The sequence below is a fragment of the Actinophytocola sediminis genome, from assembly GCF_054779715.1.
Genome location: NZ_BAAGXS010000003.1, coordinates 102,415 through 115,490 on the forward strand (window position 1 = coordinate 102,415; position 13,076 = coordinate 115,490).

Below are 13,076 nucleotides of genomic sequence, written 5' to 3' on the forward strand. Positions count from 1 at the left end.
ACAATTCCCGTCCCCGTACCGGATTTTCGACCGCGGGAAACTCCAACGGCCGGTCACCGGTCGAGGGGCAGCCGGATCCGGAAGGTCGCGCCGTGCCCCGGCGCGGTGTCCACCTCGACCGTGCCGTCGTGCGCCGCGACCAGCGACCACGCGATCGCGAGGCCGAGACCCGCGCCGCCGACCCCGTCGCGGGCTCTGGACGTGTCCGCGCGGTAGAACCGTTCGAACACCAGCGCCGCCTGCTCGGCCGGCAGACCCGGGCCGGTGTCGGCGATCTCGAGCACCGCGTCGCCGCCGTCGGTGCCGACCCCGACGCGGACCGCGCTGCCGGCCGGGGTGTGCGCGACGGCGTTGCCGACCAGGTTGCTCACCACCTGCCGCAGCCGGGACTCGTCCCCCAGCACCGGGGCGGGGCCGGGGTCGGTCTCGGTGCCGAGGCCGGTCAGCCGCACCGGGCGAGCCGGGTCCAGTGCCCGCACGTCGTGCAGCGCGTCGGCGGCCAGCGTGCGCAGGTCCATCGGCGCCCGGCGCAACACCAGACCGTGCTCGTCGGCCTGGGCCAGCAGGAGCAGGTCGTCCACCAGGCCGGTCAGCCGCAACGACTCGCGCTCAATGCGGTCCATTGTGGACTCGATCTCGGCGCCGCCCATCCGGTAGAGCTGCGCGAACCCGCTGATGCCGGCCAGCGGGGTGCGCAGCTCGTGGCTCGCGTCCGCGACGAACCGGCGCAGCCGCTGCTCGGACCGGGTCCGCGCGGCCACCGCCGCCTCGATCTGGGCCAGCATCCCGTTGAGCGCGGCGGTCAACCTGCCCACCTCGGTGGCCGGTGCCGTGGTGAGCCGCACGCGCCGGGACAGGTCACCGCCGGCGATCGCGGCCGCGGTCTGCTCGATGCGGTGCAGCGGACGCAGCCCGGCACGCACCCAGAACCAGCCGACGCCGGCGAGCAGCACGAGCAACCCGGCGCCGACCAGCAGGCACAACAGGCGCACCCGGGCCATCGTCGCGTCCACTTGCGACAGTGAGCCGGCGACGACCACGCTGCCGTCGCCGGAGCGGGCGGGCAGCGCGAGCACTCGCCAGCCGGGCACCTCGAAGTGCTTCCCGGCCAGCGCGGCGACCTCCGCACTGTCCAAAGTGGGCAGTTCGGGTACCGATTCGCCGTGCAGTGACAGGGAAGTACGCCCATCCGGCGTGAGGTAGCCGAGGTAGATCTCGTCTGGCAGGTTCTCTCCCGTGGCGGCGGAGGTGGTCGCCGCCAGGTTGCGCACGAACTGCTCCGGCACGATCGTCAGCAGGCCGGTGGCGGCGGTCAACTGGAAGTCCACCCGGTCCACCAACGGTTTGCGCAACGCGACCAGCACGACCGTGTCGCTGATCACCATGCCGGTCACCAACAGCGTCATCGCGATGACCAGGATGCGGGCGCGCAGCGACAGCCGGCTCATCGTGGCCTGCGCAGCACGTACCCGACACCGCGCACGGTGTGGATCAGCCGGGGCTCGCGGTTGTCGACCTTGCGCCGCAGGTAGCTGATGTAGGACTCGACGATGCTGGCGTCGCCGCCGAAGTCGTAGCGCCACACGTGATGCAGGATCCGCCCGCGCTCGAGCACCCGGTCGGCGTTGTCCATCAGGAACCGCAGCAGGGTGAACTCCGTTGGCGACAACGAGATCGGCTCGCCGCCGCGGGTGACCAGCCGGGCGACCGGGTCCAGCTCGAGGTCACCGACGGCCAGCGCCGCCCTGGCCGCGCCCGCGGTTCGCCGCAGGATCGCCCGGATGCGCGCGATCAGCTCCTCGAGCCGGAACGGCTTGGTGACGTAGTCGTCGCCGCCGGCGGTCAGCCCGGTCACCTTGTCCTCCCCGGCGTCGCGCGCGGTGAGGAACAGCACCGGCACCTCCCGGCCGGCGACCGCGGCGCCGCGCAGCCTGCGCAGCACCTCGAACCCGTCGACGTCGGGCAGCATCACGTCCAGCACGACCAGGTCGGGTGGCCTGCTCGCGGCGATCCGCAGCGCCTCCGCGCCGCTCGCGGTGGTGGACACCGCGAACCCGGCGAAGCGCAGGCTCGCCGCGAGCAGCTCCCGCAGCGTCGGGTCGTCCTCCACCACGAGCAGGTTGGCGGTCATGTGCGCTGACCATGCCAGGACCGGAAGGCCCGCACGAGCAGACATGCCGCCGTCCCCGCGAGCAGCCCGACGCCGATGGCGACGAGCACGTCGCCCCGCACGCCGAGCGCGATGCCGAACGGCCCGGCCCGCAGCGCCACCTCTGCACCGCCAAGCGCCGTCATGCCGCCGAGGCACAGCGCGCCGACCCAGGGCGTGTGCCAGCCGGCGAACACCGCGACCAGGACCACGAGCACGGCGGCGGCCACGGCCAGCGGCCACCCGGGCACGGCCAGCGGCCCGAGCCCACCGGTGTCGATCGTCGGCATCGGCAGGTCCGGCCCGCGCACGGTCCACGGCACCCCGAGCCCCCTGGTCAGCGCGACGCAGAGCAGGTTGGGCGCGGCCAGCAGCATGGTGCCGAGCATCCGGGCGCCGCCGGCCACCGAGGCGACGGCGCCGACCACGGTCGCGAGCGCCGCGGCGCCGAGCAGCACGAGGACCACCGCCCCGACCCAGGGCCGCCACCACATCGCCACCCGCACCCCCAGGACCACGAACAGCCACGCCTGGCTGCCCAGCACCGTCGGCCAGGCCTGGACGGTCAGCTCACCGGCGGGCAGGGACGCGACCGCGACGAGCCCGGCGACCAGCACGACCAGGAACCCCAGCACCGCGCCGCCGACCCGCCGCCAGGACGTGAGCCATGCGGTCAGCAGCACGGCGCCGACCAGCGAGACCCCCAGGGGCAGCACGGAGATCGACCCGGTGAGTGCCACGTCCCGGGTGAGGCCGGCGGAGCCACCGACGGCCAGCGCCACCGCCGCGGGCGCGGTCGCCGCGCCGAGCCCGGCGAGCGTCACGCCCAGCAGCGCCCAGCCGGCCATGCCCGCCCACGCCAGGACGCCGGCCGCCACCCCGACGAGCACCTCACGGGCCGGCCGCATCACGCGTCCCTGGCGCGCAGCACCGCGTAGCCGCCGGCACCGATCAGCGCGACGAACCCGCACAGCAGCGCGAACCCCGACCACGGCGGGAGGTCGCCGGCCACCCACACCGCGGTGAAGATCTTCTCGCCGGCGGCCGTCGGCCAGTACCGGTCGAGCCACTCGGCCCACTGTTGGGGCAGCATCTGCGCGAGCAGCCGCACCAGCAGCGTGAGCGACACGAGCGTGCCGATCGCGCCCGCGGTCGAGCGGAACAGGGTGCCGAGGCCGAGCCCGAGCAGGCCGATCGCGGCGAGGTAGAGGCCGCCGCCGACGACCCCGCGCACCACCTCCGGCTGGCCCAGCGTCGCGTATGGCACGCCGGCGCCGGCGAACACCGCCTGGCCGACGAGGAACGAGGCGAACCCGATCACCTGGCCGAGCAGTACCGCCGCGGTCGCGAACACGCCGGCCTTGGCCGCGAGCAGCCGGCCTCGCCGGGGAACGGCCAGCAGGCTGGGCTGGATCGACCCCGACGCGTACTCGGCGGTGATCACCAGCACGCCGAGCACACCGATCGCGAGCTGCGCCAGGATGACGCTGGTGAGACTGTGCGCGGCCGGGTCCCAGGCGGCCAGGTCGGCCGGGGAGAGTTCGCCGTAGCCGCGCGCCAGGCCCGAGGTGGCCAGCGCGCTGACCCCGACGCCGAGTACCACGGTCACCGCCGCGGTGAGCCAGGTGGAGCGCAGGCTGCGGAGTTTGGTCCATTCCGCACGGAGGACGCTCACGCGCGCACCCCGTACTCGACCGAGTCGCCGGTCAGCGCCATGAACACGTCCTCGAGCGAGCCGCGCCGCGGGGTCAGCTCGAACAGCGCGATGCCCTCCTCGGCGGCGAGTTTGCCGACCTCGGTGGCCGTGAGCCGGTCGACGAGCAGCCCGTCGGCGTCCAGGTCGAGGTGCGCGCCCGCACGGCGCAGCACCCGCGCGAGCCGGTCCTGCTCGCCGGAGCGGACCAGCACGGTCTCCGCGCCGTGGCGGTGGAGGAACTCGTCGATGCCGGTGTCGGCCAGGAGTCTGCCCCGGCCGATGACCAGCAGGTGCTGGGCGGTCAGCGCCATCTCGCTCATCAGGTGGCTGGAGACGAGCACGGTGCGGCCCTGCGCGGCCAGGTCGCGCATGAGCGTCCTGATCCAGCGGATGCCCTCCGGGTCGAGGCCGTTGACCGGTTCGTCGAACAGCAGCACCGGCGGGTCGCCGAGCAACGCCGCCGCGATGCCCAGCCGCTGGCGCATGCCGAGCGAGAACGTCCCGGCCCGCCGCCCGGCGACGCCGTCCAGCCCGACGAGCCCGAGCACCTCGGCCACCCGCGCCCGGCCGATGCCGGCGGTCTGCGCGAGCGCGAGCAGGTGGTCGGCGGCGCGGCGGCCGGGATGGACCGCGCCGGCGTCCAGCAACGCGCCGACCGTGTGCAGCGGCCGGGGCAGGTCGGCGTAGCGCCTGCCGGCCACGGCGACGGTGCCCGCGCTCGGCGCGTCGAGCCCGAGCATCAGCCGCATGGTGGTGGACTTGCCGGCCCCGTTGGGGCCGAGGAAACCGGTGACCCGGCCGGGTTCGACGGTGAAGGTGAGCTCGTCGACGGCCAGCGTGCCGCCATAGCGTTTGGTGAGGCCGACGGCCTCGATCGTGTCGGTCATGGCGCCAGGCTGTCGCCGCCAGGTGACGACTTCCTGGGAACGAGGCGCCGTCCTCGGCGAATCGGCCGACGTTCCCAGGAAACTCCCAGGATCGCCGAACGGCTCAGGTGACCGGTAGCCGGATGGTGAACGTGGTGCCCGCGCCCGGCCTGCTGCGCACCTCGATCCGGCCACCGTGGGCGGCGACCAGGTGATGGGTGATCGCGAGGCCGAGGCCACTGCCGCCGGAGCTGCGGCTTCTTGACCGGTCGGCGCGCCAGAAGCGGTCGAAGATGTAGGGCAGCGACTCCGCGTCGATCCCGGAGCCGGTGTCGGCGACGTCGATGAGCACCTCGGCGCCGGTCTCCTGGCGTGCCCACAGGACCACCCGGCCGCCGGCCGGGGTGTGTCGCAAGGCGTTGGACACCAGGTTCCCGAGCGCCTGGCGCAGCCGGGTCGGGTCGGCGGACAGGTCGGGCTCGCCGTCGATCGCGACCCGCAGCTGGACGCCGGCCGCGTGCGCCTGGCTGTGGTGGGCCGAGGCGACCTGCCCCAGGATCGACCGGACCGCCACCTGTTCCGGGTGCATCCGCAGCTTCCCGGCGTCGGCCAGGGCGAGGTCCTGCAGGTCGTCGATGATGTGCTGGAGCAACACGGTCTCCTCGACCAGCGAGGCCACCAGCGCGGGCTCCAGGTGCGCCATCCCGTCCTGCGAGGCCTCCAGCCAACCCCGGATGTTCACCAGCGGGGTCCGCAGCTCGTGCGCGACATCGCTGACCATGGTCCGGCGCTGCCGTTCGGCGAGCTCGATCTGCTCGGACATCCGGTTGAACGCGGTCGCGAGCTCGCCGATCTCGCCCTTGGTGGTGGTCTCGACGCGCGCGGACCGGTCGCCGTCGCCCATCTTGCGGGCCGCGGAGGTGATCGCGTGGATGGGCCGGACGAGCCGAGTGGCGGCGAACGCGGTCACGCCGACGGTCAACACGAGCACCGCCAGCGCCGTCCACGCGAGCCTGGAGTACCCCACGGTGGACAGGTCGACCGGGGCGGCGGCGTTCGCGCCCGCTCTGCCGATGTACAGGTACGCGGGCGCGGACACGTGCGCCGCGAGCTGCTCGCGGCGCGCGGAGTCCACGCAGCGCTGGTCGTCGGGCGCGGGGCGCAGCTGGTCCGGCGAGGTCAGCTCGTCGGGCGTGATGGCCAGCGGGGCCGTGCCCTGCCGGTCGAGGCACGCGTTGACCAGGGTCAGCAGTTCGGTGCTCGCCGCGCGCTCGGTGTTGGTCGCGCGCGCCGGGTCGGTGCAGTCCATCCGGCCGGACGACTCCGCGGAGTCCCGGGGCTGATCGGTGGACGGCTCGACGGCCGGCGGCGGCCGCGCGGCGCCCGGCGGCTCCACGTTGACCGGCGCCTCCTGGTTCACCCCCGTATCCAGCTCCCGGTCCGGCTCCGGGTCCGCCGCCGGCGTCGGGGCCACCGGTTCGGCGGCCGAGTCGGTCACCTCGTCGACGACCGAGCGGCCGTTTGGCTGCTCGACGATCACCCCGGCGAGACCGAATCGGCGCATACAGTTCAGCTGTGCCTGCGCGGCCGCGCGCAGCTCGGCGCGCTCGGCGCTGGTCAGGCGGTACGGGCCGACGGCCCGCGTGTCGATGCCGGCCTTCCCGGCCGCCGGCTTGAGCACCGGGTCGACCGCCAGCGGATCGACCACCGCCGACGGCGTCTTCGGCAGCGGCGAGTCCTGGGCGCCGCCGGAGTCGGCGATCGGCGTCCGTGACGGGGTGGTCACCGTGATGCGCCGTCCGGTCTCCGCCGAGACGCGGGCCACCAGCCCCCGCACGCCCGACCAGTTCGGGTGCGTGGCGGCGTGGCCGAGCAGCCGGTCGTAGATCTCCGCGTCGGTGGCCAGCGACGCGGAGATCTCCTGGTTGATCGCGCCGCTGGTGGTCTGCGCGGCCAGCCACGCCGAGGCGCCGACCGCGCAGCCGGCCACGACCACCGACATCGCCAGCAGCCGGGTGAGCAGGTTATGCCGTCGGGTCATCGGCGGGGATTTCCCTCAGCTTGTAGCCGACGCCGTACACCGTCAGCAGGTGTACCGGGTTGCGTGGGTCGGGTTCGAGTTTGCGGCGCAGGTTCATCACGTGCACGTCGATGGTGCGCTCGGTGACGAACTTGTCCATGCCGAACGCCTGGCTGAGCAGCTGACCACGGCTGAAGGTCCGGCCAGGCTCGGCGACCAGCACCGCCAGCAGCCGGAACTCCGCCGGGGTGCAGTCCAGCATGGCCCCGCCGAACCGGACCTCGTGCCGCTGCTGGTCCACCACCAGGTCCCCGGCGCAGAGCACCGACTGCCCCCGGCCAGTGCCCCGGTGGGACCGGCGCAGCACCGCGCGGACCCGGGCGGCGAGCTGTCTTGGGCTGTAGGGCTTGGTGATGTAGTCGTCCGCGCCGAGGTCGAGGCCGAGCAGCACGTCGTCCTCGGTCGTGCGCGCGGTGAGTAGCACGATCGGCACGTCCGACTCGGCGCGCAGCACCCGGCACACGTCCAGCCCGTCGACCCTGGGCATCATCACGTCGAGGACCACGAGATCGGGTTTGCGGCGCCGCGCCTCGTCGATGGCCGCCCGCCCGTCGTGCACGACGATCACCGTGTGGTTGTCGTGCACCAGGTAGCGCCGGATCAGCTCGGCCTGCTTCGGATCGTCCTCGGCGACCAGTACCTGTGCATACACCAGCACAGTATCGGTGCCGTCCCGCCCGGGGTCTCGCGATGGGCCGCGAGTGGGCGCAAAACCGAACAGGTTCTTCACAGTTGGCACACAGGATCCTGAAAACGGCTCCCCAGACTGATCATCATCCGGCAACGGCCGGGTACCACCATCGAGGAAGGACATCCATGAAGCTGGGCCGAGCATGCGCCGCGGGCGCCGTGCTGTGGGCGGTCGCACTGCCGCTGACCGCTGGGACCGCACTGGCCGACGACGAACCGTCCGCGCCCGTGGCGACCACGCCACCGGCGACGGAAGCGCCCGCCCCGCCGTCGGCCAACGACCCGAAGGAGCCCGAGGCCGCGCCCCCTGCGCCGGACCGGGCGGACCCGACTGACAGGCGCGAACCGCCGAGGGCCGTCCCGGCTCCTGGCGATCCGCAGGTGTCCGTGCGGCCGGATGGTGCGCCGGAGACCGGGGGCGGGCCGGAGTCGGGCATCGACCTGGCCGTGGCCGGTGGCGCGGCCTCGGTCGTGGCCGTCGCGGCCGGTGGCGTCCTGGTGGCGCTGCGCCGCCGCGCTGGCGCGCGCTGAGAGTCCGGGCGATCACTGTGCGATTGCGCACCACGGGAGGCCGCGGCATGGTCGCGGCCTCCCTGTGCCTGGTGGTACTGGCGTTGGCCGGCTGCTCGACCGCCGAGACCGACGCGGAGCCGAAGACCCAGACCCAGTCCGAGTCCCAGTCCGGGTCCGCGCAATCCGCGCCGGCGTCGGGCACGCTCGACGCGTCACGTCCACTGTGGATCGACGTGCCCGGGATCGGCGCGCACTCGTCGCTGGTCCCGCTCGGGCTCAACGACGACCAGACGGTCGAGGTGCCGCCGGTGGACCAGCCGATGCAGGCCGGCTGGTACGAACACAGCCCGACGCCGGGCCAGCTCGGGCCATCGGTGGTACTCGGTCACGTCAACGGTGGCGGCAAGGACGGCATCTTCGCGCGGCTGCACGAGCTCGAACCGGGCGCCGAGATCAAGATCGGCCGCGAGGACGGGCAGGTCGCCCGGTTCGTGGTCGAGCGCACGGAACAGGTGCCGAAGAGCGGCTTTCCCGCCGACGAGGTGTACGGCAACACGACCGAGCCGCAGCTGCGGCTGATCACCTGCGGCGGCACGTTCGACGAGGCCGCGGCCAGCTACCGGGACAACGTCATCGCGTTCGCCGTCTACACCGGCGTGGTCGACGCCGCCGAGCCATCGTCGTAGCCGGCACATCCCGACGGTAGTCTGCCGGCGTGACCGAGGTGCCGGCGAACAGTGGCTTTCGGTGGCGGACCCGATATCCGCAGTACTGCGTGACTGTTGTCGAGGACAAGAGCGCTGCCGAGGTGCTGGCGGGGTTCGGCGCGGTGGCCGAGGACGCGGTCCGTGGTGGCCCGCGCGAGGCCGCAGCGCTGACGACGGCGCGGTACGGCTATCGGCCGGTCATCCGCGCCGTCGCCGTCGGCCACTGGGTGGTCGTCGTCGAGGAGCGCAGTCTCGAGGGGGTCCGCCCGGAGGTGTTGTGCCGGCTGTCCGCGACTGGGCGGGCGGTGTCGGTCGGCACGAGCGGCGACGGGATGCGCTGGCTGGGATACGGGGAGAACGGCACCGCCGGCCGGGTCGAGACCGCGAGCGCGGGCGCCGATGGCGATCGGGAATGGGACACGTTGCGCGCGCTGGCCGACCAGGCCGGGGTGTCGCTGGCGGACTGGGCCGTCGCGGATCTGCCGGCCAGTTCGCTGCGGTTCGTCGCGGCGGTGTGCGGGTTCGCGATCGACGACGAGATCGTGGGCGCGCCGGGACTGCTCGGCGTGGCGCTCCCGGTGCTTCCCCGGCTCACGCACGCCCCGGGTGCGCCGTGGGCCGCGGCCCTGCGGTCCGTGCCGGACACCGAGCTGGCGGCGGTGGCCACCCGGCACACCCGGGACCTGTTGGCCGAGGCGGGGATGGCTGAGCTGGCCGAGGTGCCGACTGCGCCGGCGCCCACCGACGAATCGGCGACCGGAGTGGCGTTGCGGGAGCTGATCGCGCGGGAGCTGGTGGCCATCGGGACGGCGACTGACCCGAATGGTCCCCCACTGCTGATGGCGGACCGGATCGCGCTGCACCGGCAGGCCGCCACCGGCCGCGTCGCGCATGCCCTGCTGGCCGGCGGTCCCCGGTCGGCCATCCAGACCATGCTCGAACAGAGCCGGTTCATCGGGTTGAGCCAGCGGCACCTGTTCGCCGAGTTGGGCATCGCCGACCAGGACGAGGAAGCCAGCCACCAGGCCAGACGGGCACGATCGATCCCGGTGGACCAAACTCGGACCACTCTTGAACCGGAAAGTCGCGGACTGTTAGGTTTTCCTGACAAAATGTGACGCATCTGGGGTGTGGTGTGGACGAGGTCGAACCGGTCTCTGTCGCGCGGACGCTCGGTGCCGCGCTCCGGCAGCACCGAATGGCCAAGGGAATGTCGTTACGGGCGTTGGCCAAGGAAATCGGGCTCAGCGGTCACGGCACGTTGGTCGACTACGAGCACGGCAGGCGGATTCCGCCGGAGGACCTGTTGGTCTCCTGCGAGAAGGTCCTTGACCTGGACGACGGAACGCTGCGGCGGCTACGACTGGAAGCGCTGGCCGAACGCGCCGGGACCCGGTCCGCGGCCCTGCTCAGCACCCCGGCCGAGGCGCCGCCACCGGATCCCGCGCCGGCGCCCGGTCCGCGACCGCGGTGGCGCTATCTGGTGCCGGCGTTGGTGGTGGTGCTCGCGGCCGCGGCCGGTGGGGTCTGGCTGGCCGGCCAGGACAGCGACGAGCAGCCCCCTCCTCCCAGGGTCGACACGCTCCGGTTCGGGTTCGAGGGCCCGGAGGCGGAATGGGAAATCCTGTGGGGCGGCCACAAGGCGACCGCGGGGATCACCACGGAGCGGCACTATGAAGGGTCGCACAGCTTCCAGGTCATCTCAGTCGGTCGGTCGGCCGAAGGACCGGAGGAGAACACCGGCTACGTGGGATTCGGGACCGACGACCGGGAGACGTTGGCGACTCTGCACGCGGGCATGCGAGTGACCATGAAACTCTGGGTCCTGCATCCCCACGACGGGTTCCAGTTCATCGTGCGCAATGAGAACGGCGATGACGTCAAATCGCTGGAAACGCCAACGGATGGCGCCGAGATGCCGATCAAGCCCGGTCCGGACGGCTGGGCCACGGTCACCTGGACCGTTCCGGACGTCAAGAAAGTAACCGCGCTCGTCCTGCAGCCCTACCAGAGCGACGGCACGTCCCGCACGTTCGCCGTGGACGCGGTCAGCTGGTAGCCGCTCTCCATCGTCGGGCACGCGTGGTCCGAGCCTGGTCCGCGATCGGTCCAGCAGCGGCAAACCACCGCGCACAGCGCGCACAGTCGACCGGTCATCGCTACCACCACCAGCATGTACCGGAGGACAACCATGTCCATAACCACCGCCCTGCGGCGGGTAACCAGCCTGATCGCACTGGCCGCCGCGCTGGCGACCGGCGCGGTCGTCGGCGCCTCGACCGCGGTCGCCGAGGACCCAGGATGCCGAGTGGTATCCATCAGGAACCAGCACAGCGGCACCTACGTGTCGGCCGAGTTCAGCTGGACCGGCAGCAACAACGGCATCCTCCGCGCCCGCGCCAACTCGGTCGGCCCGTGGGAACGATTCGAACTCTGCCTGTCCGACGGCATCCACACCATTCGATCACTCCACAACGGACTGTACGTGTCCGCCGAGTACAGCTGGACCGGCGACAACCACGGCATCCTCCGCGCCCGCGCCGACACGGTCGGCAAATGGGAGCGGTTCCACCTGAACGGCAACCTGTTGTCGTCCGCGCACACCAAGATGTACGTGTCGGCCGAGTTCAGCTGGACCGGCGATAGCCACGGCATTCTGCGCGCCCGCGCCGCGACACCCGGCCCGTGGGAACGGTTCACCGTGGAGCGAACCCCGTGACCCACCGCCACTGAGCCCGCGGGGAGGACACCGCAGGTGCCCTCCCCGCGGGGGTTCGCTGACCGAGGCTGTGGGAGCGCTCCCAGGGCAATCTCCACATAGTCACCCATGCGACCATGCCCTGGCAATACCGAAACAACTTTCAGGCCAAACGGCCCAACATCCTACGTCCACCGGTTCACAACCAAAGTAGGGTGCCGACCAGTCGGTTGACCCCTGGGCCGAGGCCATGAATTCGACCACCCGACGCCGACACGGTGGCACACCTACGAATCATTCGACGAATATCAGAAGCGATCGACAACCATACCGACAGCACCATTCATCCAGTCACCCGCCAGGCCGAGGCGACCCCGACCCTGGCAGCGTTCCGCGATCTTCCCGTCCCGGGCCCCAGCGGCCACCCATGGCCCAACCAGCATCTTTGCCCCCGAACGGAAGATAAGTGAAAACTATTCAGGTGTCACTCGGCCAGCGCGTCCAACCAGCCCGACCGGGCCACCAATCACCCTCGGCGCACAAGTCGACGCCGGAACCGAAACACACCGGCATGACCGGCCGCCGACGATCAGCATCGTCGCGCACATATAATCTCCAACAAAACCACAGAAAGACATTTGTTTCCGATTCAACAAATACCTCGATAATCGTTATCACAGTTGCCATCGAAGCGGTGGGGATTATTCCGTCCAAGCCCACGTCAGCCGCGCGGACGATGCAGTCCAACGCTTGTTCGAATGATGGCCCGAACGTAAGATAGGGCGTCGGCAGCACTTCGCCACCAGGCCCAAACGGGGCGGAGTCTCCCACATATCATGCGGTCCGAGTGTCGCAACTTTCTATTTTATTATCGGACAATTACCGAAAGGTCATTCAATGCTATCCATGATTGCTGCCGCGGGCATCGCGATGTCCCTGGCCGTCGCCCCAGCGGGCGCGCAGGACAATCCACCTGACGACCGGATAACCGTCGACATAGTCACGGTCAACGGTTCGGGTTGCCCCGCCGGCACGGCCGCGGTCGCCACCTCGACCGACAACACCGCGTTCACCGTGACCTACAGCGACTACGTCGCCCAGGTCGGCCAGGGCGCCGATCCGACCGACCTGCGCAAGAACTGCCAACTGGTCCTTCAGGTGCACATCCCCCAGGGCTTCACCTACGCCATCGCGCAGGCGGACTACCGTGGCTTCGCCCATCTGGCAAGAGGAGCCAGCGCGCTCCAACAAGCCAGCTACTACATCCAGGGCACCTCGCCGACGACAAGATCGAGCCACCCGATCAACAGCCCCGTCAGCGACAACTGGCAGTTCACCGACCGGACCGAGACGGCTGAACTGGTCTACGCGCCCTGCGGCGAGGAGCGCAACCTCAACATCAACACCGAGTTGCGGGTCAGCTCGGGCTCATCGGGTACCGCCAGCAGTTTCGTGACGATGGACTCCACGGACGGCGCGGCGAGCACGAAGTACCACTTCCACTGGCTGCAGTGCAACTGACGACGTGAGCGCACAGCGCGGCGACCGATCGGCGCCATAACGACGATCGGCCGCCGCGCTTAAAAAATCTCGGTGTATTACCGGTAACACATATCGTCTTATCTCCCCAAATATCGGAGGGCTTCAGCCTGCCCGAAAACAATCGCCCACTGGGCA

General features: G+C 71.3%; 13 protein-coding genes. 6 read left to right on the forward strand and 7 right to left on the reverse strand.

The features are described 5' to 3' along the window. Positions 1–53: 53 nt before the first annotated feature. The 7 genes from ACYVIP_RS01930 to ACYVIP_RS01960 all read right to left on the reverse strand — a co-directional run bounded on the left by ACYVIP_RS01930 (position 54) and on the right by ACYVIP_RS01960 (position 7,443). Positions 54–1,448, reverse strand: a complete 1,395-nt coding sequence (locus tag ACYVIP_RS01930) for a sensor histidine kinase (protein WP_460391280.1) — start codon at positions 1,446–1,448, stop codon at positions 54–56. Beyond that, entirely contained in the window at positions 1,445–2,131 is a 687-nt protein-coding gene (locus ACYVIP_RS01935) for a response regulator transcription factor (protein WP_460391282.1), read from the reverse strand. Before ACYVIP_RS01935 ends, ACYVIP_RS01930 begins: the two co-directional genes overlap by 4 nt. After that, positions 2,128–3,057, reverse strand: coding sequence for a hypothetical protein (locus tag ACYVIP_RS01940; RefSeq protein WP_460391284.1), 930 nt, complete (start codon positions 3,055–3,057; stop codon positions 2,128–2,130). The genes ACYVIP_RS01935 and ACYVIP_RS01940 overlap by 4 nt, the downstream gene beginning before the upstream one ends. Then, the gene (locus ACYVIP_RS01945) at positions 3,057–3,824 is read right to left on the reverse strand and encodes an ABC transporter permease (protein WP_460391286.1); all 768 of its coding nucleotides are present in this window, start codon (positions 3,822–3,824) and stop codon (positions 3,057–3,059) included. Before ACYVIP_RS01945 ends, ACYVIP_RS01940 begins: the two co-directional genes overlap by 1 nt. Then, a complete protein-coding gene (locus tag ACYVIP_RS01950; RefSeq protein ID WP_460391288.1) occupies positions 3,821–4,732 on the reverse strand; it encodes an ABC transporter ATP-binding protein in 912 nt (303 codons plus the stop codon). Before ACYVIP_RS01950 ends, ACYVIP_RS01945 begins: the two co-directional genes overlap by 4 nt. 103 nt (positions 4,733–4,835) lie before the next feature. Further along, entirely contained in the window at positions 4,836–6,752 is a 1,917-nt protein-coding gene (locus ACYVIP_RS01955; RefSeq protein WP_460391290.1) for a sensor histidine kinase, read from the reverse strand. Then, complete coding sequence (locus ACYVIP_RS01960; RefSeq protein WP_460391292.1) at positions 6,736–7,443, reverse strand: response regulator transcription factor; 708 nt, start codon at positions 7,441–7,443, stop codon at positions 6,736–6,738. The genes ACYVIP_RS01955 and ACYVIP_RS01960 overlap by 17 nt, the downstream gene beginning before the upstream one ends. A 164-nt stretch (positions 7,444–7,607) precedes the next feature. Between ACYVIP_RS01960 and ACYVIP_RS01965 the strand changes: the two genes are divergently transcribed. From ACYVIP_RS01965 to ACYVIP_RS01990, 6 genes are all read left to right on the forward strand, one after another. After that, on the forward strand, positions 7,608–8,012 hold the full coding sequence (locus ACYVIP_RS01965; protein ID WP_460391294.1) for a hypothetical protein: 405 nt from the start codon (positions 7,608–7,610) through the stop codon (positions 8,010–8,012). A 47-nt stretch (positions 8,013–8,059) separates the two neighbouring features. Next, the gene (locus tag ACYVIP_RS01970; protein WP_460391296.1) at positions 8,060–8,680 is read left to right on the forward strand and encodes a class F sortase; all 621 of its coding nucleotides are present in this window, start codon (positions 8,060–8,062) and stop codon (positions 8,678–8,680) included. A 29-nt stretch (positions 8,681–8,709) separates the two neighbouring features. Next, a complete protein-coding gene (locus ACYVIP_RS01975) occupies positions 8,710–9,819 on the forward strand; it encodes a DUF6461 domain-containing protein (RefSeq protein WP_460391298.1) in 1,110 nt (369 codons plus the stop codon). A 17-nt stretch (positions 9,820–9,836) separates the two neighbouring features. Then, positions 9,837–10,760, forward strand: coding sequence for a helix-turn-helix domain-containing protein (locus ACYVIP_RS01980; protein ID WP_460391300.1), 924 nt, complete (start codon positions 9,837–9,839; stop codon positions 10,758–10,760). Between the two features lie 132 nt (positions 10,761–10,892). Further along, on the forward strand, positions 10,893–11,420 hold the full coding sequence (locus ACYVIP_RS01985; RefSeq protein ID WP_460391302.1) for a fascin domain-containing protein: 528 nt from the start codon (positions 10,893–10,895) through the stop codon (positions 11,418–11,420). A gap of 876 nt (positions 11,421–12,296) precedes the next feature. Further along, positions 12,297–12,920 (forward strand): DUF4360 domain-containing protein, encoded by a 624-nt coding sequence (locus ACYVIP_RS01990; protein WP_460391304.1) that lies wholly within the window; start codon positions 12,297–12,299, stop codon positions 12,918–12,920. Positions 12,921–13,076: the final 156 nt, after the last annotated feature.

Excerpts from the sequence above, each read along its gene's own strand:
- ACYVIP_RS01930 (WP_460391280.1), bottom strand. The coding sequence starts at position 1,448 with ATGAGCCGGCTGTCGCTGCGCGCCCGCATCCTGGTCATCGCGATGACG.
- ACYVIP_RS01935 (WP_460391282.1), bottom strand. The coding sequence starts at position 2,131 with ATGACCGCCAACCTGCTCGTGGTGGAGGACGACCCGACGCTGCGGGAG.
- ACYVIP_RS01940 (WP_460391284.1), bottom strand. The coding sequence starts at position 3,057 with ATGCGGCCGGCCCGTGAGGTGCTCGTCGGGGTGGCGGCCGGCGTCCTG.
- ACYVIP_RS01950 (WP_460391288.1), bottom strand. The coding sequence starts at position 4,732 with ATGACCGACACGATCGAGGCCGTCGGCCTCACCAAACGCTATGGCGGC.
- ACYVIP_RS01955 (WP_460391290.1), bottom strand. The coding sequence starts at position 6,752 with ATGACCCGACGGCATAACCTGCTCACCCGGCTGCTGGCGATGTCGGTG.
- ACYVIP_RS01965 (WP_460391294.1), top strand. The coding sequence starts at position 7,608 with ATGAAGCTGGGCCGAGCATGCGCCGCGGGCGCCGTGCTGTGGGCGGTC.
- ACYVIP_RS01970 (WP_460391296.1), top strand. The coding sequence starts at position 8,060 with ATGGTCGCGGCCTCCCTGTGCCTGGTGGTACTGGCGTTGGCCGGCTGC.
- ACYVIP_RS01985 (WP_460391302.1), top strand. The coding sequence starts at position 10,893 with ATGTCCATAACCACCGCCCTGCGGCGGGTAACCAGCCTGATCGCACTG.
- ACYVIP_RS01990 (WP_460391304.1), top strand. The coding sequence starts at position 12,297 with ATGCTATCCATGATTGCTGCCGCGGGCATCGCGATGTCCCTGGCCGTC.